Origin of the sequence: Aminobacter anthyllidis (genome assembly GCF_018555685.1) — a bacterium.
In the GTDB taxonomy this organism is placed as follows: domain Bacteria; phylum Pseudomonadota; class Alphaproteobacteria; order Rhizobiales; family Rhizobiaceae; genus Aminobacter; species Aminobacter anthyllidis.
Genome location: NZ_JAFLWW010000001.1, coordinates 424106 through 445140, shown reverse-complemented (window position 1 = coordinate 445140; position 21035 = coordinate 424106). Strand labels below are relative to the sequence as shown.

General features: G+C 60.0%; 30 protein-coding genes and 1 tRNA gene. 30 read left to right on the top strand and 1 reads right to left on the bottom strand.

Annotation, left to right across the window (positions count from 1 at the left end; genetic code table 11):
* Positions 1 to 31: 31 nt before the first annotated feature.
* The gene (gene tig, locus J1C56_RS02490; protein ID WP_214386638.1) at positions 32 to 1501 is read right to left on the bottom strand and encodes a trigger factor; all 1470 of its coding nucleotides are present in this window, start codon (positions 1499 to 1501) and stop codon (positions 32 to 34) included.
* Between the two features lie 528 nt (positions 1502 to 2029).
* Here tig and J1C56_RS02485 point away from each other — a divergent pair.
* The 30 genes from J1C56_RS02485 (at position 2030) to J1C56_RS02340 (ending at position 20995) form a co-directional block, all read left to right on the top strand.
* Entirely contained in the window at positions 2030 to 2296 is a 267-nt protein-coding gene (locus J1C56_RS02485; protein WP_214385682.1) for a hypothetical protein, read from the top strand.
* A 94-nt stretch (positions 2297 to 2390) separates the two neighbouring features.
* On the top strand, positions 2391 to 4928 hold the full coding sequence (locus J1C56_RS02480; RefSeq protein WP_214385680.1) for a DNA-directed RNA polymerase: 2538 nt from the start codon (positions 2391 to 2393) through the stop codon (positions 4926 to 4928).
* A 27-nt stretch (positions 4929 to 4955) separates the two neighbouring features.
* Positions 4956 to 5192 carry a hypothetical protein gene (locus J1C56_RS02475; protein ID WP_214385678.1) on the top strand — a complete coding sequence of 79 codons (237 nt, stop codon included), beginning with the start codon at positions 4956 to 4958 and terminating at the stop codon, positions 5190 to 5192.
* A gap of 2 nt (positions 5193 to 5194) precedes the next feature.
* On the top strand, positions 5195 to 5416 hold the full coding sequence (locus J1C56_RS02470) for a hypothetical protein (protein WP_214385676.1): 222 nt from the start codon (positions 5195 to 5197) through the stop codon (positions 5414 to 5416).
* Positions 5417 to 5419: 3 nt separating this feature from the next.
* The gene (locus tag J1C56_RS02465; protein WP_214385675.1) at positions 5420 to 5725 is read left to right on the top strand and encodes a hypothetical protein; all 306 of its coding nucleotides are present in this window, start codon (positions 5420 to 5422) and stop codon (positions 5723 to 5725) included.
* Complete coding sequence (locus J1C56_RS02460) at positions 5718 to 6002, top strand: hypothetical protein (RefSeq protein WP_214385673.1); 285 nt, start codon at positions 5718 to 5720, stop codon at positions 6000 to 6002. Before J1C56_RS02465 ends, J1C56_RS02460 begins: the two co-directional genes overlap by 8 nt.
* Complete coding sequence (locus tag J1C56_RS02455; protein WP_214385671.1) at positions 5995 to 6603, top strand: ssDNA-binding protein; 609 nt, start codon at positions 5995 to 5997, stop codon at positions 6601 to 6603. The genes J1C56_RS02460 and J1C56_RS02455 overlap by 8 nt, the downstream gene beginning before the upstream one ends.
* A gap of 34 nt (positions 6604 to 6637) precedes the next feature.
* Entirely contained in the window at positions 6638 to 7078 is a 441-nt protein-coding gene (locus J1C56_RS02450; protein ID WP_246591071.1) for a PDDEXK family nuclease, read from the top strand.
* A 71-nt stretch (positions 7079 to 7149) separates the two neighbouring features.
* On the top strand, positions 7150 to 7323 hold the full coding sequence (locus J1C56_RS02445; protein ID WP_214385667.1) for a hypothetical protein: 174 nt from the start codon (positions 7150 to 7152) through the stop codon (positions 7321 to 7323).
* Between the two features lie 128 nt (positions 7324 to 7451).
* On the top strand, positions 7452 to 7898 hold the full coding sequence (locus tag J1C56_RS02440) for a hypothetical protein (protein WP_214385665.1): 447 nt from the start codon (positions 7452 to 7454) through the stop codon (positions 7896 to 7898).
* Positions 7899 to 7911: 13 nt separating this feature from the next.
* A complete protein-coding gene (locus J1C56_RS02435) occupies positions 7912 to 8109 on the top strand; it encodes a hypothetical protein (protein ID WP_214385663.1) in 198 nt (65 codons plus the stop codon).
* Positions 8102 to 8551, top strand: coding sequence for an NUDIX domain-containing protein (locus tag J1C56_RS02430; RefSeq protein ID WP_214385661.1), 450 nt, complete (start codon positions 8102 to 8104; stop codon positions 8549 to 8551). The genes J1C56_RS02435 and J1C56_RS02430 overlap by 8 nt, the downstream gene beginning before the upstream one ends.
* A 25-nt stretch (positions 8552 to 8576) precedes the next feature.
* Entirely contained in the window at positions 8577 to 8780 is a 204-nt protein-coding gene (locus tag J1C56_RS02425) for a hypothetical protein (protein WP_214385659.1), read from the top strand.
* 153 nt (positions 8781 to 8933) lie between these two features.
* Positions 8934 to 9530, top strand: a complete 597-nt coding sequence (locus J1C56_RS02420) for an RNA ligase family protein (protein ID WP_214385657.1) — start codon at positions 8934 to 8936, stop codon at positions 9528 to 9530.
* A gap of 119 nt (positions 9531 to 9649) precedes the next feature.
* Entirely contained in the window at positions 9650 to 11203 is a 1554-nt protein-coding gene (locus J1C56_RS02415) for a toprim domain-containing protein (protein WP_214385655.1), read from the top strand.
* Complete coding sequence (locus tag J1C56_RS02410; RefSeq protein ID WP_214385653.1) at positions 11203 to 11490, top strand: hypothetical protein; 288 nt, start codon at positions 11203 to 11205, stop codon at positions 11488 to 11490. The genes J1C56_RS02415 and J1C56_RS02410 overlap by 1 nt, the downstream gene beginning before the upstream one ends.
* A gap of 133 nt (positions 11491 to 11623) precedes the next feature.
* On the top strand, positions 11624 to 11833 hold the full coding sequence (locus tag J1C56_RS02405; RefSeq protein WP_214385651.1) for a helix-turn-helix domain-containing protein: 210 nt from the start codon (positions 11624 to 11626) through the stop codon (positions 11831 to 11833).
* A complete protein-coding gene (locus J1C56_RS02400) occupies positions 11833 to 12063 on the top strand; it encodes a hypothetical protein (RefSeq protein ID WP_214385649.1) in 231 nt (76 codons plus the stop codon). Before J1C56_RS02405 ends, J1C56_RS02400 begins: the two co-directional genes overlap by 1 nt.
* A 106-nt stretch (positions 12064 to 12169) precedes the next feature.
* A complete protein-coding gene (locus tag J1C56_RS02395) occupies positions 12170 to 14185 on the top strand; it encodes a DNA polymerase (RefSeq protein WP_214385647.1) in 2016 nt (671 codons plus the stop codon).
* Complete coding sequence (locus J1C56_RS02390; protein ID WP_214385645.1) at positions 14186 to 14365, top strand: hypothetical protein; 180 nt, start codon at positions 14186 to 14188, stop codon at positions 14363 to 14365. It abuts the gene before it with no gap.
* A gap of 233 nt (positions 14366 to 14598) precedes the next feature.
* The gene (locus J1C56_RS02385; protein WP_214385643.1) at positions 14599 to 15408 is read left to right on the top strand and encodes a hypothetical protein; all 810 of its coding nucleotides are present in this window, start codon (positions 14599 to 14601) and stop codon (positions 15406 to 15408) included.
* The gene (locus J1C56_RS32735) at positions 15390 to 15722 is read left to right on the top strand and encodes a DUF3310 domain-containing protein (protein ID WP_246591067.1); all 333 of its coding nucleotides are present in this window, start codon (positions 15390 to 15392) and stop codon (positions 15720 to 15722) included. Before J1C56_RS02385 ends, J1C56_RS32735 begins: the two co-directional genes overlap by 19 nt.
* The gene (locus J1C56_RS02375) at positions 15719 to 16081 is read left to right on the top strand and encodes a DNA ligase LigA-related protein (RefSeq protein WP_420797354.1); all 363 of its coding nucleotides are present in this window, start codon (positions 15719 to 15721) and stop codon (positions 16079 to 16081) included. Before J1C56_RS32735 ends, J1C56_RS02375 begins: the two co-directional genes overlap by 4 nt.
* A gap of 264 nt (positions 16082 to 16345) precedes the next feature.
* The gene (locus J1C56_RS02370) at positions 16346 to 16546 is read left to right on the top strand and encodes a hypothetical protein (protein ID WP_214385639.1); all 201 of its coding nucleotides are present in this window, start codon (positions 16346 to 16348) and stop codon (positions 16544 to 16546) included.
* Positions 16547 to 16560: 14 nt separating this feature from the next.
* The gene (locus J1C56_RS02365) at positions 16561 to 18207 is read left to right on the top strand and encodes a portal protein (RefSeq protein WP_214385637.1); all 1647 of its coding nucleotides are present in this window, start codon (positions 16561 to 16563) and stop codon (positions 18205 to 18207) included.
* The gene (locus J1C56_RS02360; RefSeq protein ID WP_214385635.1) at positions 18207 to 18584 is read left to right on the top strand and encodes a hypothetical protein; all 378 of its coding nucleotides are present in this window, start codon (positions 18207 to 18209) and stop codon (positions 18582 to 18584) included. Before J1C56_RS02365 ends, J1C56_RS02360 begins: the two co-directional genes overlap by 1 nt.
* A 21-nt stretch (positions 18585 to 18605) precedes the next feature.
* Positions 18606 to 19478, top strand: coding sequence for a capsid assembly protein (locus J1C56_RS02355; RefSeq protein ID WP_214385633.1), 873 nt, complete (start codon positions 18606 to 18608; stop codon positions 19476 to 19478).
* A gap of 97 nt (positions 19479 to 19575) precedes the next feature.
* On the top strand, positions 19576 to 19722 hold the full coding sequence (locus J1C56_RS02350; RefSeq protein ID WP_214385632.1) for an HNH endonuclease signature motif containing protein: 147 nt from the start codon (positions 19576 to 19578) through the stop codon (positions 19720 to 19722).
* Positions 19723 to 19764: 42 nt separating this feature from the next.
* A tRNA-Asn gene (locus tag J1C56_RS02345) sits at positions 19765 to 19838 on the top strand.
* Positions 19839 to 20026: 188 nt separating this feature from the next.
* Positions 20027 to 20995 (top strand): major capsid protein, encoded by a 969-nt coding sequence (locus J1C56_RS02340; protein WP_214385630.1) that lies wholly within the window; start codon positions 20027 to 20029, stop codon positions 20993 to 20995.
* Positions 20996 to 21035: the final 40 nt, after the last annotated feature.

Genomic DNA, 21035 nt, shown 5'->3' with positions numbered 1-21035 from the left:
GGCCTTTTCGTTTCATCTCGGCAGAGCCTGCTTATTCAGCGTCGGCTTCCTTGGCCTTCTTCTTCGGAGCGGCCTTCTTCTTGGGCTCTTCGCCCTCGGCCTTGTCAGCCTTGTCGGCCTTCTTGGCCGAAGCCTTCTTGGCCGGCTTTTCCGAAGCCTCGTCCTCGTCGTCGGCGAGCAGCTCTTCCTTGGTCACCTTCTTGTCGGTGACGGTGATCTGCGACAGCAGGTGATCGACGACCTTTTCTTCGAACAGCGGCGCGCGCAGGTTGACCAGCGCCGACGGGTTGTTGCGGTAGAAGTCGAACACTTCCTGCTGCTGGTTGCCCGGGTAGCGGCGAACCGTGTCGAACAGGCCGCGCTGCAACTCTTCGTCGGAAACCGTCACGCCGGCCTTTTCGCCGATCTCGGCGAGAACCAGACCGAGGCGCACGCGACGCTCGGCCAGGCGCTGGTATTCGGCGCGGGCTTCTTCCTCGGTCGTCTCTTCGTCGGCGAAGGTGCGGCCGGCGATCTCGAGATCGCGGGTCACCTGGCTCCAGATGTTGCCGAATTCGGCTTCGACGAGCTTGGAAGGCGCTTCGAACTGATACGAACCGTCGAGCTGGTCGAGTAGCTGGCGCTTGACCTTCTGGCGCGTCATGGCGCCGAACTGGTTCTCGATCTGGCCGCGAACGATGTCACGCAGCTTCTCGAGCGACTCGAGGCCGAGGTTCTTCGCGGTCTCGTCGTTGACCTCGAGCTTGCCGGGGGCAGCAACTTCCTTGACGGTGACGTCGAAGGTGGCTTCCTTGCCGGCCAGATGTCCGGCCTGGTAATTCTCCGGGAAGGTCACGGTGACGAGCTTCTCGTCGCCGGCCTTGGCACCAATCAGCTGGTCCTCGAAGCCGGGGATGAACTCCTTCGAGCCGAGCACCAGCGGCTGGTCGCCGCCCGTACCGCCGTCGAAGGCAACGCCGTCGATCTTGCCGACATAGTCGATGGTGACGCGGTCACCTTCAGCGGCCTTGCCGGTCTTCGGCTCATAGGTACGCGCCGATTCGGCAACGCGGTTAACCTGCTCGTCGATCTCGCTTTCCGGAACGTCGTAGACCGGGCGCAACACCTTGATGTCGGTGAAGTCCTTGATCTCGATTGCCGGAATGACTTCGTAGCTCAGCGAGAACTCGAAATCGGCGCCGCCGGCGAGAATCTTCTCGGCTTCCTTCTCGTCCTCGGTCATCACCACGTCGGGCTGCATGGCAGCCTTTTCGCCGCGCTCGGCGATGATCGTACGGGTCGAGTCGGTAAGGATCTCGTTGACGACTTCGGCCATGAACGACTTGCCGTACATCTTGCGCATGTGCTGCATCGGCACCTTGCCAGGACGGAAGCCGTTGATGCGGACCTTGTCCTTGGCAGCCGAAAGCCGCTTCTCGAGACGGGCTTCCATGTCGCCGGCAGGAACCGAGACCTTGATCTCGCGCTTGAGGCCGGAGTTGAGCGTTTCGGTGACCTGCATCATCAAACCTTTGTTTTCACGTATGGCGCGGCGTAGACGGCGTCCTGCCGTTCAGCCTGCCGGAATTCGTTTGCCGGGGGTGGCTTCAAGTTCGCAAATCGGTGCCAGGTCCGCCATTTGCGGTCCGTTTGGTTCCGCCGTCTTCCGAAAGCTCGATAAGTTATTGTTTTTCCGACTTCTTATCGCGTCCTTCAGAGACGGTCCTTTGCGTCCCATCCTATTTGACAGGCCTTTTGTCACAGGCGGGGCCAATTTTCAACTATCTTCGCGGTTTCTCCCGGCTGGGGTCGTTTCGGCTCCGAGATTGACAGAATGATGGCGGCATGGGATTGGCGTTCGCATGCGGATGTGGCGGAACTGGTAGACGCCCTGGATTTAGGTTCCTCCCGCGAGAGACCCCGATAACGTAGCGAATAATCTCAGGCACTTAGCGTTGCTTGGGATTTTTTATGTGCCAAATCTCCACGGAAACGGAGACACTGCGCTTTCGTTGTGCCATGTCACAGCGTGGCGAATACGGAGAACCCCATGGATTACAAGGAAGAAATGCGGCTGCACTATTACCGGGAGGCTGTCACGGCCTTCCCCGAGGCCGGACCCTGGGGCGTCAAGGTGACGCTGCGCTGGGGACCTATGGACCTGTGGGAGCCTGACGACGATAGCCGACTAGAGGCCGTGTTCTACGAGTTCACCGTCCACGGGAAGCGCCTTCGCATCTCCCGGCGATACAACATGCGACTAGTCGACGCTGTGAAGCAGGGCCTGATGGGTCTCCTATACCCCCGGCCCGTTTAGCCCTGCTCAAATCTCTCCGATACCGCAGATTTCCTGCTGTCGAAGAGTTTGGTCCTACTACAGCACATCGAAAGCCCAACCGAAGCGAGACCTGATGAACGACCATCTCTATCTCGAACAACTCAAGCTGGAGGAGGAGGCCCGAGGGCTGACCATCCAGAGGTTCCATAAGGATCACCTTAAGGGAACCCTAGAGGAAACCTTTAGTGAGACCTTCCTTGGTTCTCACCTAGTGAAGAATTACCTGATGCCCTTCACCAAGGGTATCCAAGGGTGGCTTGAGGAAGCCAACAGCGGACGAGCCGGTCGCAAGAACATCGCGGCCAAGCACCTCTCCTCTGTCGATCCGGCCCTCGCCGCCTTCCTGATGCTCAAAGCGATCATCAACAAGGTCCCGATCTTCCACCAGGGTCAGCCCTGCAGTTTCACCAGCCTCGCCCTTTACGGTGCTGGCCTGATCCACGACGAGCTTCGGCTCCGTGAGTTCGATGCCGAGCATCCCAAGTGGTCCCAGCGTGTCCACGGCGACTTCAACAAGCGTGAACTGACCCGCGAGAAGCGGGAGGAGTACATGCAGCAGGTGTTCGCCAAGGCCGAGATGGACTGGTCCGTCTGGACAAAGACCGAACTGGTCCACATCGGTACGGCCCTCCTGGATATCTTCAGGGCAACCACGGGTGACATTGAGGTCACCACGACCGGCTCGGGCAAGGCCATGCGAACCGTGGTCCTCCCGAGCGAGGCCCTAACGCAGATCGTCGAGCAGAACGCTTCGCACTGCGAGGCCCTGTTCACGACCTACTTCCCGACCGTCATCGAGCCTCTCGACTGGACCCCGGAGAACCTGAGCAAGGGCGGCTACCACAGCCACCACGTCTCACCGTATCCGCTCGTCAAGGGCTCCAAGAAGAATTACCGCCTGACCCTCAAGCGCCTAGCGCAAGAAGGCCGCATCGACCGTGTCCTCCAGTCCGTCAATGCACTTCAGCGCTCCCGTTGGTCCGTGAACGTCCGTGTCCTCGACGCAATCGAGTACGTGTACGCCATGAACGTCCCCTGCGGGAAACTCCCCAGGGCCGACAACAAGAAGCCGGACCCCGCACCGGCAGCGCTTGAGGGTCTCGAACCAGACCACCCCAAGGTGAAGGAGTACCGCACGTACTGCTTCAAAATCCACGAACACAACCGCCGAGTGATCGGCAAGCGCGTGATGGCCGCCCGTGCATTCCAGGTGGCCCGAAGGATGTCGAAGTATGAAACGATCTACTTCCCGCATGACCTCGACAGCCGGGGCCGGGCGTACCCGAGGCCGAGCGGCTTCCACCCGCAAGGACCCGACTACGTCAAAGGCCTACTTCTGTTTGCGAAAGGGAAACCCCTCACGCAGACTGGCGTTAGATGGCTGGCAATCCACGGTGCTAACTGTTGGGGGGCGGACAAGCTTCCTATGGACGAACGCGAGGACTGGGGTCATGCGCATCTCGACCTCGCCAGACGTGTGGCCCGAAACCCCCGGGAAAATCTTGAATGGACGAAAGCTGATAACCCTTGCCAGTTCCTAGCATGGTGCTTCGACTGGGCTGAGGCTCACGCCGGTCCCTATCCCGAACACCACGTCTGCAAACTGCACGTCGACCTCGACGCAACCTGCTCGGGTCTTCAGCACTTCTCCGCCATGCTCCGCGATGCGGTCGGCGGCTTCCACGTCAACATGACCCCGAACAACGTCCGCCAGGATGTCTACGGGGCGGTCGCCAAGGAAGCCCTGCTCCTCATGCAGAACGACACCAACAGCGCCGAGGTCATCGAGACCAAGAACGCCGAGGGTCAGGTAGCACACTCCTACCGACTGGCCGACCTAGCCGGTGCCTGGGTGAACTTCGGGGTAACCCGCAGCATCACCAAGCGCCCCGTCATGGTGAAGCCCTATTCCGGCACCCGTGCCTCCTGCGGCCAGTATGTGGCCGAGGCGGTCGACGAGGCTCTGGAGGATGGCGTGGTCATGCCGTGGCCGAGCAAGGAGATGTGGACCTTCAAGATGTATGGTGCCGACATGGTCTGGAAGGCGATCCCCAAGGTCGTCGTCGCAGCCGATGGTGCCATGCAGTGGCTCCGCAAGGTGTCCTCGCTGGTCGGCAAGTCCCAACCAACCGAACGCCGTGTCGAATGGACGACCCCCCTGGGGTTCCCTGTCCACCAGTACAAGTTCGACACCAAGTCCCGCCAGATCAAGACGTTCTTCGACGGCAAGATTTTCAAGCCGAGCATTACCGAAGACCTCGACAAGCTGGACCCTCGGCAGATGGGCTCGTCCATCCCGCCATCCTTTGTTCACTCGCTGGACGGCTGTCACCTTCAGGCAACCGTCAGCCGAGCCGTAGACGAAGGCATCACCGACTTCGCCGCTGTCCATGACAGCTTCGGGGTCCATGCGTGTGATGTCGAACGCTTTGCGGTCATCATCCGAGAGGCATTCGTGGAAATGTACGAGACCCACGATGTTCTCTCCGAGTTCTACGAGACGGCCCTGCCGATGATCTCCGAAGAACTCCGGGAGGAAATCCCTCCTATACCCGCCAGGGGAACCCTCGACCTCCGAGGCATTCTCCAAAACCCCTTCTTTTTCTCCTAATCTCCACGTTAACGAGGACTCCACGATATGAAGATCACCACGAAGATGGAAGAAATTCGCTCCAAGTCGAACTACATTCCGGCATCGGTTCACTACTCCCGCCGCGCGTTCGACAAGCAGTTCGAGATCGTCGCCCGTGTCACCGACCGCACGATGGATGAACTCGGCGTCAACATCGGCGGCGAAGTCTGCCTCGATGTCCAGCGCAACCGGCAGGACGCCCTGGCCGCCGTGCGCTTCTTCCGCCACCAGAAGGAAATCTGATCATGCAGCGAGGAATACGCTGTCGTGGCTGCGGTGAGCGTTTTTACGCCTCCGTGGACCCCAAGGGCAAAGCCCCGGTCGAGTGCCAGAACTGCACAGGGTCCCACAACCCTATCCCGCAGATGGTCGCCGACGAGAAGGCAATCACCGAAGTGAACAAGCCGGTCAAGGGCAAGGCCCAGACCGTCGACCCCCGAAACCCCGGCACCCCGAAGGACGCCTGATCCATGCTGAACGCCTCCAACTTTTCCCGAAATTTCCACGTTAACGCAGCGAAACTGTCGGTCTTGGCCCCCACCCAGGGTAACCGCAAGTCTCGCCGGTATGCTCTCGCGGTGGCCCGTCAGGCCATCCACGGGGGAGAGGTTCTCGACCGGTTCAACGACACCCAAGTCGATGGCTCGATCCATCCCACCAAGGGTTGGCGCGGGGTGAGCCCCAAGCGGTCCATCGCAGCCACCATCGCCAACATGATGAAGCTCGGCTTCTCGTCGACGAACCTCGAAAGCAAGGAGGCCCTGCAGGATGCCTAAGGAAATCAAAGGCGAACTCTGGTGGTCGGATGTCGAAATCAACGACTACCTGGACAACCCCAAGAACGCCATCGCCCACGTCGACGACCCCGCTGACGTGATGGCCACCCTCGGTGAGCAACTGCGCACCGACCACCTCGTGGAAGACGGTTTCCGCGAGGCCCTCACCAACGACACGTTCCTCTTCGACGAGTTCGAAGAAGGCGACTATCACGAAACACTGGACCTCTGCGATATCGTAGAGGCAGTGGGAAAAGGCCACATCCTTTATGTCTAAGTCTGAACTGATCACTCTCCCGAAGGGCGAGGCAGTTTATCCGGCGCTGAGCCGTCCTGATACCAAGTTCAACGACCTCGGCACCTACAAGGCGAATGTCCGCCTGAAGGTCGACGAGGCCCTCCCGACCATCAAGAAAATCCAGACGATTGCCAAGGCCCACCTGGGCAAGGCGATGCCAGCGAAGGACAACAAGGTCTGGAAGTACGAGACGGACGAGGACGGCAACGAGACCGGCTTCGTGGTCTTCACCATCAAGGTGAACAACAAGCTGTCGAAGAAGACGGGCAAGGTCTGGGATCGCCGCCCTCTGGTGATCGACGGCAAGAAGAAGGAAATTCCTGCAGACGTGAACGTTTGGGGTGGCTCTGTCATCCGCGTCCAGGTCGAGGTCTATCCCTACAACCTCCCGAACAAGGGCATCAATCTCCAGCCGACTATCGTCCAGGTCATCGAACTGGTGACGGGCGGCGGCAAGGGTGACACCTCCGCGTTCGACGAGGAAGACGGTTACGAAGGCGAGGAAGGCAGCGATGCCGACACCTCGGGTTTCGACAGTGAGGGCGACGGGTCGGCTGACGACTCGGACGTGGATTACTGACCTAAACCGCTACCGCTCAGGTTTGGAGCGAGACATGGCTCGACAGCTTCGGCTGTCGGGCTGTGAGTTCGGGTTCGAGGTCGACAAGATCGACTACGTCAAACCCGCGAAAAAGGCCAAGTACAACCCGGATTTCCACACCCTGAAAAAGCGGGATGGCACCAAGTTGTACATTGAGGGGAAGGGCCGTTTCCTCACTGAAGACCGACAGAAACACCTCTTGATCCGGCAGCAACATCCTGAGCTTGACATCCGCTTCGTGTTCCAAAACGCGAGGGCGAAGATCAGCAAAACCTCGACCACCACCTACGCAAAGTGGTGCGAGGACAAGGGCTTCCTGTACGCGGACAAGGGCATCATTCCCAAGGAATGGCTGGCCGAATGCATCCCGACGAAATCATCCGCTTCGCCAAGCAAGAGCTTGCCGACGAGGCCTTCAAGGCCGCCGTCGCGGAAGCAAAGCAGCGGATACTGAAACAGCAAGCGAGGCCGTGGTGGCAGCGCCTGTTCCCCTACACCCTGAAGATTGAACGGAGATCGTGAACCATGTTTGACATCAAAGCAGTCGAGGCGGAAGCCAAGAAGGAACTGAACGAGGAACGGACGAAGGCCGCCAAGGCCAAGCTCAAGGCCGCGCTGAAGCGCATCGAAGACGCCCGGGCGATCCTCAGGAACGCCGAGGACGAGTACGCGGTGATCCTCCGGGACATCACCAAGTGAGGTTCGACGACCACTATCTGAGGTCCCAGCCGGTTACCCTTCACTGGGCTGGCTGGACCACTGATACCTTCCGGCTCCAACAGGCCGGTTGGTCCCTCAGTGCCCAGCAGGACCCCTACCGGAACCAGATGTCCATCGCCCTCCGCAATGAACGGGCAGGGATCGCCGGGATCACCGGAGCCGTCGACTGGCACTTCATGGGACACGCCGGGGACCCCTTCGGTGGTCGCACCCGCCTCCCCGACCTCCCAGTACGCCTCATGGCTCGCCAGATCGAAGTGATGCACACCATGGGCAACCACTGGGACAACTTCGCTGCCATCGACGCCCAGCCGCAGATGTACCAGCAGGAACGCCGCCGCCTGGAGGACTTCGTCCACTTCGCCCCGGCCCATACCCGCACCCAACAGCTGATCGTCCCTGAGGACACCGTCGACGACCTGATGGCTCGCATCATCGAGATGCAGCAGGGCCCCAGGATCGAGCGCATCCGGCAGGAGATCGCCGAGGGCGAGAAGGTGCGCTTCACCGACCGCCAGAAATTCCACGCCCAGATCATCAGCCTCGCGGCTTAACCAGGAGATTTCCATGAACGTCGAACAGTTTGATGCGGCCATCAACAAGGCAGTCGATGCCTTCATTGACGAGGTCGTGATCCTCAAGGGGAAACTTGAGGGTGCCATTGATTTGGCCTGTCAGGACGCCGCAGCCCACAACCTCCCAGAACATCTCTGCATCGCGTCAATCGCGGCGGGAATGAAGCGCATGGAGGTCCTCAATGGTTGATAAGCCTGTCGCCCACCGAGAGGATGGCTCACCCGTCTTCGACAACACGCCGACCGTGGTGATCGTCCTGGTTCCCCTGGAAAACAGCCGACGCCTACTAGCGGTTCTCCGAGGCAACAACCCCGGCAGGGGCCTCGTGGGTCTCCCTGGAGGTTACCAGATGCGCGGCGAAAGCTGGCAGGAAGCTGGTGCCCGGGAGGTCTTCGAAGAGACCGGATACCGCATCTACCCCGGTAGCCTGAAGCAGATCGGCCCTGTCGTCACGGACGAGTACGGGAACAACCTGATCATCGCCCAGCACAGCAGCCCTCCTGCCTCCTACGAGCCAAAGACCCTACCCGACCCCGAGACCATCATGGTCCTTGGTCTGACCGAGGTTGGCCCCGAGAGCCACTGGGCGTTCCCCCGGCACTACGACGCCGCCGTCCGCTTTTTCATCTGATCCCCACGATAACGGAGTTTCCACGATGTTCACCAAATCTGTTTCCTCGATCACTGCCAAGCTCAACAAGATGGTTCGCCAGCTACACGCCCACGCCGACGCCATGGAAATGAAGGCGGCGGTTCTGGAGGACGAACTCGACCGCCTGGCGAAGGATCGCTACGGCGCAATCGACGAGCGCACCAAGGCCCTGCGAGCCGCCGAGAAGATCGCCGCATTGGTGGAATGAGCTTCAACGACCACACGAACGACAGCCTCCCCTCGGACCTCAAGGTCACCCTCAGGGGAGGCGAAATCATCCTGAAATTCCGCACCGCGACTGTCTACCTGAAGCCCGAAGGGGCCCGGGAGATGGCGCAAGCTATTCTTGAGGTAGTCCCACATGCAGTTCCAGCCGTTCCCTAAGCTCTCCCGCCTGTCCACCTCGTGCATCATCACCGAGAAGCTCGACGGCACCAACGCCCAGATCGTGATCTCCGAGGCCACCTCGGAAGACATGGACATGACCAACGAGACCATTGCGGTCGTCAACGGTCTGGCCCTTCGTGCCGGTTCCCGCAGCCGCTGGATCACCCCCGGCAAGGCCACGGACAACTACGGTTTCGCCGCCTGGGCCGAACGCAACGCTCCTGAACTCGCCAAGCTCGGCCTCGGCCAGCACTTCGGTGAATGGTACGGCCACGGCATCCAGCGCGGCTACGGCCTGGGCGAACGCCACTTCGCTCTGTTCAACAGCGAGCGCTGGGGTCCCCACAACCCACAGACACCGAACTGCGTCCAGGTCGTCCCCGTCCTGCACAAGGGCGCGTTCTCCGACGCCGACATTGAGGAAGCCATGTGCGACCTCAGGATGAACGGCTCGCGGATGGTCGACGGCTTCATGAACCCCGAGGGCATCGTGGTCTACGTCCACAGCGCTCGCTCCCTGTTCAAGAAGACGTTCGAATACGACCTCGGCAAGTGGCAGGAAGCGGCTTGAGCGAAGTCGCGATCCGAACCCACCAACCTTGCGACGACTGCGGAAGCTCCGACGCCCTGGCGATCTACTCGGACCACACCTTCTGCCACTCATGCCGAACCCGTAGGAACACCGACGAAGTGGAGAGCATCGACGACGAGGCTCCGAGGACTGCTGGGTCCTCGGCCCTCCTGCGGGGGTCCTATACCGCCCTCGGCAAACGCAGGATCACTGAAGAGACCTGTCGGTTCTGGTCCTACATCCAGGCCGACTACTACGGGAACCCCCGTCAGATTGCCCAGTATCTCTCCGACGACCGCGCTGTGGTCGCCCAGAAGATCAGGACGCCCGACAAGGAGTTCCCCTGGATCAACCACAAGGCCGTCAAGGGTCTCTACGGCCAATGGCTGTGGCGAGACGGCGGCAAGCAGGTGGTGGTCACCGAGGGCGAGATTGACGCGCTGTCAGTCTCCCAGACCCAGCAGAACAAGTGGCCTGTGGTCTCCCTGGTCAACGGCGCAGGTAACGCCGCCAAGGACATCACCAACTCCCTCGACTGGCTCCTAAAGTTCGAGAAGATCATCCTGTTCTTCGACAACGACGAGGCTGGCCGCAAGGCGGTCAACGAGGTCAAAAAGCTCCTGCCTCCGGGCAAGTGTTGGATCACCTGGGCCCCCGAGGGCTACAAGGATGCATCGGACCTACTCCAGGCCGGTATGTCGGCCAAGATTTCCGACGCCATCTGGGGTGCCAAGCAGTACCGCCCTGAGGGGATCGTCAGCGGCTCCAAGATCATCGAGCGGCTGAAGTCGAGACCCAAGGTCACCAGCTTCGCCTACCCCGAGATCATGGCCCTGCTGAACTTCATGACCGGTGGCGGCATCCGGTTCGGCGAGCTTGACACCTGGACCTCCGGTTCGGGCATGGGCAAGACGACGATCATCAAGACCCTCCAGCACCACTACTTCGAAACGACCCCGTTCAATCAGGCCCTCATCCACCTTGAGGAACCCCTGGAGGACACCGGAGACGATCTGATCGCCATCCGGGTCGGCAAGCGTTTCACAGTCGACGACCCCGACTTCAAGGACACCCCCGAGTACCAGAAGGCCGCCGAGGAGCTATTCCTCTCGACCGATGACCAGGGTGCCCCGAGGTTCCAGCTGTACGACGCCTTCGGCTCGATGGAGGACGACAGCCTCTATTCCGTCATCAGGTACCTCCACGCGATGGGGTGCCGCATCTTCTGGTTGGATCACTTGTCAATTCTCGTATCCGAAGCTCCCGGCGATGACGAACGTAAGCGTATCGACTCGATCATGCACAAGCTGAAGTCGCTCACCGTCGAACTCGACATCTACATCGGCCTGATCAGTCACCTGCGGAAACCCCCAGGCGGCGGCAAGTCGTTCGAGAACGGCGCTGTGCCCACCCTGGATGACCTCCGGGGTTCTGGTGGCATCAAGCAGTTGTCCAACGGCGTCTTCGCGATCTCCCGAGACCAACAGGCCGACAGCGACATCGCCAAGAACACGTCGACCGTCTCGGTCCTGAAGTGCCGCAAGACTGGCCGAACGGGCACCGCGGATTTTCTGCTGTTCGAAGACACGACTGGACGCCTCGTCAAGGGCGTCGACCCCAAATCCATTTCAACAGATGCCTTCGATAACGAAGACAACAACGGAGAATACTAATGACCCCACAAGAGTTCCGCGAACTCTGGCGCGAGGACGTCATGTCCCGCGTCCACCGCGACATCGACGACAGCTGGCGACACGGCAACAACGTCACCGAGGTCTACAAGGACGAACTGACGGGCCGCTTCTGGCGCGTCGGCTATCAGGTTTCCGGCGACGGCGAGTACCACGGCATCCGTGAGCTTGAGTTCGACGGCCCCGCCGAGGTCTTCCCACACACCAAGCTGGTGGCCGTGGTGGAGTACCACACGACGAAGCCCCTAAGCGGCGTTGTCCCCGGATGACGCCATCTTTGCCTTAGCCGAGCGGCTGGTCCTTGAGGCCACCGACGATCCCCGACTGATCCCCCAATACATCGAAGCAACGAAGACCGCCCGGGCCCTTGAGGGTGCCCCGGGGTGGAAAGGACGTACCCAAATGACGCAAGTCGAAAAGATACTGAAACACCTGAAGGCAAACGGCTCGATCACGCAGCGAGAGGCCTACCTGGACTATGGCATCCAGAGCTTCCATCGCCGCCTCACGGACCTTCGGGACCTCGGCTACCGGCTCCGGGGCGAAATGCGCAAGCACAAGACCACCGGCCAAGAATACACGCGATACTTCCTCGTGGATGGACCGCGATAATGGAAGCGATCCTCAAGAAGGTCCTCCTGGATTGCTTCGACGACGACATCGAGCGCGACATCGTTCGCAGCCTCTTCCGGGGCTTCGAAAAGGAACTGAACAAGGTCGTGCGGGAGTGGTCCCTTCGGCATGACAAGCTGGTCACCCAGGTCGATCAGCTGATCGCCGAGCGCGACTTCTTCAGGTCCCAGTTCGAGCAAGTCACCAAGACCGGCGAACACGCCGAGTGAAAGCTTCCCACAGCTTCTCGGAGGCTCTGGCCACTTTGGTCATCCTCCTACTGCTGGCGTTCGTGTTCACCACGATGCCCTCGATCCCCCGCTGATCGGAGACCCGATGGTCATCCTCGGTTTCGACATCGAGACCAACGGACTACTGCAAACTCTGACGAAAGTTCACTCCCTGGTCATCACGAATGTCGTGACCCGAGAGCGGACCTCCTACGCTGACCAGCCGGGTTACCGCCCGATTGCCGAAGGCGTTCGGCGCTTGATGGAAGCCGACCTGATCGTCGGCCACAACATCATCAAGTTCGACCTTCCGGCTCTCCAGAAGGTCTACCCGTGGTTCCAGTACGACGAAGAAAAGGTGTTCGACACCATCGTCGCCTCGCGCCTGATCTGGACGAACCTTGTCGACACCGACATGGCCAAGATCAGGGCCGGAAGGACCTCCCTGACCCCCAAGCTTGCCGGTTGGCACTCGCTTGAGGCCTGGGGTCACCGCTTAGGAAACTGGAAGGGCGACTTCTCGGAAGTCAGAGAGGCCCAGATCGTCGCGGAGTTGGGGCTTGATCCCCGGAAAGACGCCGCGAGGATTTCGGAACTCGTCTGGGCCGAATGGTCCGTCGAAATGCAGGACTACTGCGAGCAGGACGTTGATGTCACCCTCGACTTCTACGAACTGATCGTCTCGAAAAACTACAGCATCCAAGCGCTCGATCTGGAGCACCAGGTCTGCTTCGTCATCGCCGAGATGGAGCGCAATGGCTACCGTTTCGACACGGTCGCCGCCGAAGGGCTCCTTGCCCAGCTGTCGGGCAAACGTGCCGAGATGGAGGATAGCCTCCGCTCGATCTTTAAGCCCTGGTATGTCGCCGATGGTGGCCCTCGGGTCCCCAAGAAGCCCAACAAGAAAATGGGCTACTGCGGCGTCGAGGGTGAGCCCTACTACGAGGATCGCGTTGCCGGTTTCGACGACGAGGGTAACCCCATCGTCAAGCGGCGGAAGGTGACCCCGTTCGAGGGCTATCCCTACACCAAGATCAAGCTGCAGGTTTTCAACCCGAACAGCCGAGACCAAATCTCCGACCGGCTCACCAAGCTGCACGGCTGGAAGCCCAGGGAGTTCACACCCTCGGGGAAACCCAAGGTCGACGAAACGGTCCTCGGCGAACTCCCCTATCCCGAAGCGAAAGAACTCACCCGCTTCATGACGGTGCAGAAGCGCATCGGCCAGCTGGCTGAAGGCGACAACGCATGGCTTGCCAAGGTCGACCCCGATGGACGCATTCGCTGCAACATCACGACCAATGGTGCCGTCACTGGACGCGCCACGCACTCCAGCCCGAACCTCGCCCAGGTACCTGCCTGTGACGCAGAGTTTGGTCCTGAGTGCCGCACGTTGTTCACAGCGACCCCGGGCAAGACCAAGCAGCTGGGCTGCGACGTGTCCGGTCTCGAACTGCGAATGCTCGGCCACTTCATGGCGAAGCATGACGGTGGTGCCTATGCGAATGAAGTCATCAACGGCGACGTTCACACGGTCAACCAACACGCAGCTGGGCTCAGCACCCGTGGTCAGGCCAAGACCTTCATCTACGCCTTCCTCTACGGGGCTGGCGACGGGAAGATCGGGTCGATCATCGGCAAGGGTCGCATGGCCGGTCGAGCCATCAAGGCGAAGTTCTTCAAGAAGGTTCCGGCCCTCAAGAAGCTGATCGACGGCGTCAAGAAAGCCGCGAACTCCAAGGGGCACCTAAAGGGCCTCGACGGTCGTCTCCTGCACATCCGCAGTGACCACGCTGCCCTCAACACCCTCCTGCAATCCGCAGGTGCCCTGGTGTGTAAGCAGTGGATCGTCGAGTTCGTAAGGCTCCTTCGGGACCATGGGCTCTACCACAAGGTCCGCCTCGTCATCTGGGTCCACGACGAACTCCAAATGGAGATCGAGACCGACCTGGACGAGAGCTACGACACCGTCAACGACAAGGGCGAGACCGTCAGGGTCCACAAGTCCATCGTCGGCGACCTCTGCATCGAAGCCATCAGGATCGCTGGTGAGAAGCTGGGCATTCGTGTCCCGCTGACCGGCGAATTCAAAATCGGAAACAACTGGAAGGACTGCCACTAAATGGTTGATAACGTTGACATTCGTTACTACGCGATTTCCTCGAACGGCCGAATGCTCCTCCAGGCAGAGACCGACGAGGAGGCCCTGAACGCGGTGGAGGCGAGCTACTACCACCGCCGCACCGCTAAGAGGATCGTCAGGGAAACCCGTGAGACGATCCACCTGAGGGACCCCGCATGATGTTCAACGCCTTCGTCCCTTCTGCCTCGACGGGCTTGTCGGGATCACGCCAACAATATTAGGCGAGTCCTCCGGGATCGTGATCGGGCTGTCATAGCCATACAGGCGGAACGTGATCCGTCCGTCATCCCAAGTGTTCACGATCTCAACCTCGATTGTAATCCTGTCGCCGTGACGGATGTCTCTTGGCTTCTCGGCCATCTTCAGCCCCTTAATTCACCCACGGAACAACTTTGACCAAACTGCTGATCGACGGGGACATGATCGTCCACCGTTCCTGTATCGCTGTCGAGAAGGACACCCGCTTTCTCGACCGGTACCACATCCTGTTCTCGTCCTTTGAGGACGCATGGTTCGTCATGCAGGAGACCCTGGCTGACATCACTGATATCGCCGGGACTGATGACGTGGTCTTCGTGTTCTCCGCCGAGGAAAACTGGCGCAAGACCATTGTCGACCCTGAGTACAAGTCGAACCGAAAAGAGAGCCGCAAACCCCTGGCCTACTGGTCGGTGATCGAAGAGATCGAGCGGCAGTACCCGACCCACCGGTTGCCCCTTCTGGAAGCTGACGACACCCTCGGTATCATGCAGACATCTGCGGAGCCGGGGTCGACGTGCATCTGGACCCTCGACAAGGACCTCAAGCAAATCCCCGGTTTCCAGATCAGGGACGACGAAGTCATCGAGATCACCGAAGAGGAAGGCGACCGCTTCCACCTCTTCCAGATACTCGCGGGTGACCCCACGGACGGCTACCACGGCTGTCCCGGTGTGGGCAAAGAGACCGCCAACAAGGCGCTCGCCGACAAGATCAAGCTCTGGCCGACCGAACACGTTCTGAAGCGTGGTCCGCGCAAGGGCGAGACCGAAATCCGCTGGGAGGAAATCCCCTCGGAGACCCCCTGGAAGACCGTGCTGTCGTTCTATCGACGCGCTGGTCTCAAGCCGAAGGATGCCCTGCATCAGGCTCGGCTCGCCAAAATCCTCCGCGCCGAGGATTACGTGAATGGAGAAATCAAACTTTGGGAACCGAAGAAGTGAAGTGCCGCATCTGCGGTGCTGAGTTCGGCGAACTGTGCCGGAACCCAGGCGGCTGCGGGACACCCTTTCCGATCCGCCAGTCGTTCAACGACGCCCCCAAGCTCCCCGCCTTGGACACCCAGGTCGGCGGCAGTCACTACAAGGACATGGCGATCCAGCCGATGACCTATTCGATGGCTAATGGCCTCGACGCTTGTCAGCACACCATCGTCAAGTACGTCTCAAGGTTCCGCTCTAAGAATGGCATCGAAGACCTTGAAAAAGCTCGACATTGTCTTGACCTCCTGATCGAGTTCGAACGGGGCAAGGCTTGACCCGAAGCATCGATTGGGTCGCTCGACAGGCCGTCATGGCTTCCATGCTCTACTACGGATTGGCCGAGACGACAGTATCGGACGGCGAGTTCGATGAGTGGTGCAAGAGGCTCGCTGCCGAGTGGGATGATCTCGAACCCATACGCCAATGGCAGCTGGGGTCCCCTGCAGAAATCGCCGCCTCCGGGTTCCAGATCAAGGTAACGACCGCAGCCGCCGAGGCCGCGATCCGACACCTTCGATCCGTGCGCCCGGGCCTCCCTCCGGTCGTCATGACCCGAGGGGATGGCTGGAGGTGGGGCGAAGAACATCGCGTCAGATACCTCAACACCTACGAATTCATGTTCGATCCGCGCTGATGATTTAGGGGAGTGACTGAGGTTGCTCCCCTTTTTCATTAAGTCCTACTACAGAACACAACGAAGATCATGCAACAGATTTTCCAAACCGATCCCTCAGTTCCCCAAGTTACTCAGGAACTCCTAAGGTATCTCAAGGAGACCTTCCCTCTGGAGGGCTTCAAGAGCGTTCGAAACGAACAACAACTTTTCAGATACCAAGGGGCTCAGGAAGTCATCGACCATTTAGCCGGTATCTGCTCTCACCAAGACCAGGAAACGTAAATGTGTTTCGGAGACACCCCCGAGGTTGAAGCCCCGGCCCCACCGCCTGAGGTTCTGACCCAGGCCGCCCCGAAGAAGAAGACGGCGGTCGACGACAGCAAGACCAATCCGCTTGCCATTGGCACCAAGAAGTATCGGACCACAACTGGTCTCGGCACTAACCTCGGTATCCCTAAGGCCCCTAGCGGCATCTCAGTCTAACCCCCGAGAATTCATTGACCATCGACCCCGCCAACAATGGTGTGGTCGCGGAGGAAGAGGAAACCGTTGCTGCGATCTACGAACGACTGAGTTCGGATCGACAGAACTTCCTGGACCGAGCCCGAGAGAACGCGAAGCTTACCATCCCGTCTCTCATGCCGCCTGACGGTTACACATCAGGCCAACGCCTCAGTACCCCGTTTCAGTCCATCGGCTCCCATGGCGTCAATACGTTGACGTCCAAACTGCTGATGACGATCCTTCCCGCCAACTCCCCCATGTTCCGACTGTCGGTCACCGATCAGGTGGTCGAGGAACTGAGCGCATCCACCGCGATGCGTTCGGGGGTCGAGAAGAAGCTGAATGAGATCGAGCGATCCGTCATGGACGAGATCGAGGGTCTGGCAATCCGCGCCGCACTAGTCGAAGCCCTGAAGCAGCTTATCGTTTCGGGCAACGTCCTCCTATACCTCCCCGCCAAGGGTAATCTGAAGGTATTCCGCCTCGACCGCTATGTGGTCCAGCGGGATTTCGAAGGGAACCTGCTGCGGGTCATCATCAAAGAGACCATCGCCCGAGAGGCCCTTCCGGCTTCTGTCCAGGCCCTCCTGGCACCCAAGGGTGACCTCCCCTCCGACACCGATAAGGTCGACGAGAAAGAGGTCGATCTCTACACCGTCTTCTACCGGGACGGCGACCGTATCCACACCTACCAGTCCATTAGGGGCCTCAAGCTCCCGAAGTCGAATGGCTCGTGGAAGCATGACCGTTCGCCTGTGATGCCTCTCCGCTGGAGCTACCTCCACGACGAGGACTATGGCCGCGCCTACGTCGACGAGTACATCGGCGACCTTTCGGGCGTCGAGAGCCTGTCCAAGTCGATCCGCGAGGGCACCGCTGCCGCCGCGAAGATCAACCCCATGGTGAACCCCACGGGTCTCACCCGGGCCATCGACATCGCTCGTGCGGAGAACCTTGAGGTCATCTCGGGTCGCGCTGATGACGTGACGATGCTGCAGTTCGATAAACAGGCCGACTTCGCCACCGCGAACACGACCCTGCAGGACCTCATCGGTCGACTGACCCACGCCTTCATGATGAACAAGTCCGTTCAGCGTCAGGCCGAACGTGTCACCGCCGAGGAAATCCGAGCAATGGTCTCGGACATCGACGATGTGCTGGGTGGCGTCTATTCGCTCCTGGCTCAGGAACTTCAGCTGCCTCTGGTCAGCCGCATCATGGACCGCATGGTCCGCGAGAAGAAGATTCCGAACATCGAGAGCATCAAGGGTGCGGACGGCAAACCCGTCACCAAGCCCAAGATCGTGACCGGCATCGAAGCCCTCGGACGTGGCCATGACTTCAACAAGTACATGACCGCAATCAACTCCATCATCCTCCCGTTCAAGGAGGAACTGAAGGGCAAGCTGAACATCGAAGACTTCGTCATGCGTGGTCTGGTTTCGCTCTCCATCGACACCGATGGTCTCTTCCTGACCGAAGAGCAGCAAGCCGCCGAACAGGCCAAGGTGCAGCAAGCCCAGACCGGACAGGCAACCCAGCAGATGATGATGGATGCCGTCAAGGGTGGTGTCCCTGCCTTCGCCAAAGCGGCGAGCGAGCGGATGCTCCCCTCGGAACCCCAAGGAACCCCTCAGTAATGTCCAATTTCGACAAAGCCTTCGCCGCAGCGCGTAAGGCCGGGAAGAAGGGCTTCACGTTTGGTGGCAAGAAGTTCAACACCAAGTTGGCTTCTGGCCCCAGCAAGAAGACCCCGAAGCCCTCCCCGAAGCCAGCCCAGCCGACCCCCAAGAAGGGTCCGGTTCCCACGGCTCGCCCCGACACCACCAAGACCGGCTCCACGGCCTCGGGCCCCCAGAAGTTGACCATCGGCGACCGCATCGTCCGAAGCGTCCGCATTGGGGAAACCGCAGTCAACCGAGGACGCCGCCGCGATGCTGCCCAGGCCAAGAACGCCGGGGCCGGTGACGCCATCAAGAAGATGCTGTCCGGCATGGACAAGCCTCGCAAGAAGTAACCCCAACCCCCTTGAGGAAACATGGCAAACGCCGAAACCGTAACAATCAATACAGGCGATGAAGGCTCGAAAGGCCCCAGCATCGAAGACTCGTACAAGGCACTCGTCGAAGAGGGTCTTATCGCCCCTGAGGGCGACACCCCAGGCGATGAAGCCAAACCGAATGCTCAAGGGGGAGCAGCGGAGGACGCCGATCCGGGCTCGAACGAAGAACGCCCCGATTGGCTCCCCGCGAAATACAAGACCGTTGAGGCCTTCCTGAAGTCCCATGAGGAACTGGAGCGCAAGCTCGGTTCCGGAAAGACGGACGAGGAAGAGCCCCGGGAACCCCAGGCCAACCAGCCGACTGCCGAAGAACGTGCCGCCGCCGAAGAGGCCACGAAGAAGGCAGGGCTCGACCTCCGAACGATTTCGGTCGAGTACCAGAAAGATGGCAAGCTGTCGGATGACACCTACACCAAGCTGGAAGCCGCAGGTTACCCGAAGGAGATGGTCGACATCTACGTCGAGGGTCTGACCAACCGCCTTCAGGCCACAGCCAATGCAGCCTATGAGGTTGCTGGTAGTGAACAGGCCTACGGCGAGATGATCGACTGGGCCATTGCCAACCTCGACGACGCCGAACAGGGCGCGTTCGACAAGGCAGTGAACTCGAACAACAAGGCGACTGCCCTCATGGCCATCCGTGGCCTTAAGGCTCGCATGGATGCAGCGGTGAAAGCCGAGGCCTCCGAGGAGCCCGAAGAGACGGTCGGCAAGGGTGGCAAGACCAGTGGTAACGCCTATGCGTCCCTGGACGACTACATGGCCGACCTGAACGATCCCCGCTACGACACGAATGCAACCTTCCGCAATCAGGTCATGGCGAAGCTCGCCCGTTCGAACGTCATGTGATCCCACGATGGCGAGAGACTACAAGAAAGAATACGCGGCCTCTCGCCGTTCTGATCGCCGTGCCGACAACATAGCCCGAAAACGGGCTCGTCGAGCGATGATCAAGAAACACGGGGCTGCGGCCCTTAAGGGCAAAGAGGTGGATCACAAGGTCCCCCTGGCAGCTGGTGGTTCCACCGGCATGTCCAATCTGACGATCCTATCCCGCAAGGCCAATCGCAAGAAGCAGCCCAAGCGGAAATGACCACGGCCCCAGTCCCTGCAATGCAAACTGGGGCCATCTTACTGGAATGTAGCTCAACGGTAGAGCAGCCCGCTGTTAACGGGTCGATGGAGGTTCGATTCCTCCCACTCCAGCCAATATCCAAAGACGTCAAAAGGCATATCCCCGCTCCTCTTTAGGAGGGCGATCCCCTTTGATTTCGATACTCAGCAAACTTGCCAGTAATCACCGGCCCCCTCGGGGATAACCGCAGATGAACCCAAGTTTTCCGAACGAAATCACCTGTCGAGCCACGGCTCGCTTTTGACTTCCCTTTGGAAAATACATGGCTCAGACGAGCGCAACCCTCGCCGGTATCGTTGCCGGTCCGTCGCATAGCGACAATCTCTACCTCAAGGTCTTCTCGGGCGAAACGATGAAGGTCTTCAACACTCGCACGGTCCTCAAGGGTCGTCACCGCGAGCGCACCATCACGTCCGGTAAGTCGGCCCAGTTCGCCGCAATCGGCAAGGCTGCGGCTGAGTACCACACCCCGGGTCACGTCATCCTGGGTCAGGACATCAACCACGGTGAGAAGGTCATCACCATCGACGACATGCTGATCTCTTCGGTCTTCGTGTCGAACTTCGAAGAGGCCATGAAGCACTACGAGACCCGCTCGGAATTCGCGTTCCAGATGGGTGACTCGCTGGCTCAGGCCTATGACCAGCACCTGTTCGCAATCGCCACCAAGGCGGCTGTAAACGGTGATACCGGTGCCGTCGCTGAGATGGGTGCTGCTACCGAAGACAAGATCGGCGCTTCGCCGACGCTGCAGAACATCGTGGACTCGATCTACAATGGCGCTGCTTACTTCGATGCAACCAACATCCCGGAGACCGACCGCGTCGTCTACGTGACGCCTTCGCTGTACTGGGACCTGATCCAGGACGGCTCGTTCCTCGACCGCGACTTCGGTAACGGTGGTGCGAACCAGAACTCGGGCGGCAAGCTCCGCGTTGCCACGTTCGAGGTGGTCCCGACCAACAACCTGTCGAAGAACTTCGGTGTCGAGAGCATCGTCGGCAAACAGGCCGGTTCGAACATCGCCAACTACACGGTCGATGGTACGTCCACCGCTGCTCTGCTCATGCAGAAGCAGGCACTCGGCACTGTCACGCTGATGAACCTCGCGACGGAGAAGGAATATCAGGTTGGTCGTCAGGGCACCCTGATGGTCACCCGTAAGGCTTGCGGTCACGGCGTTCTGCGCCCCGAGTGCATCCGCCTGATCTCCAAGAAGGCCGCTGCGTAAGCACCTCACACAACTAGGGAGTCCCATAACTGGGGCTCCC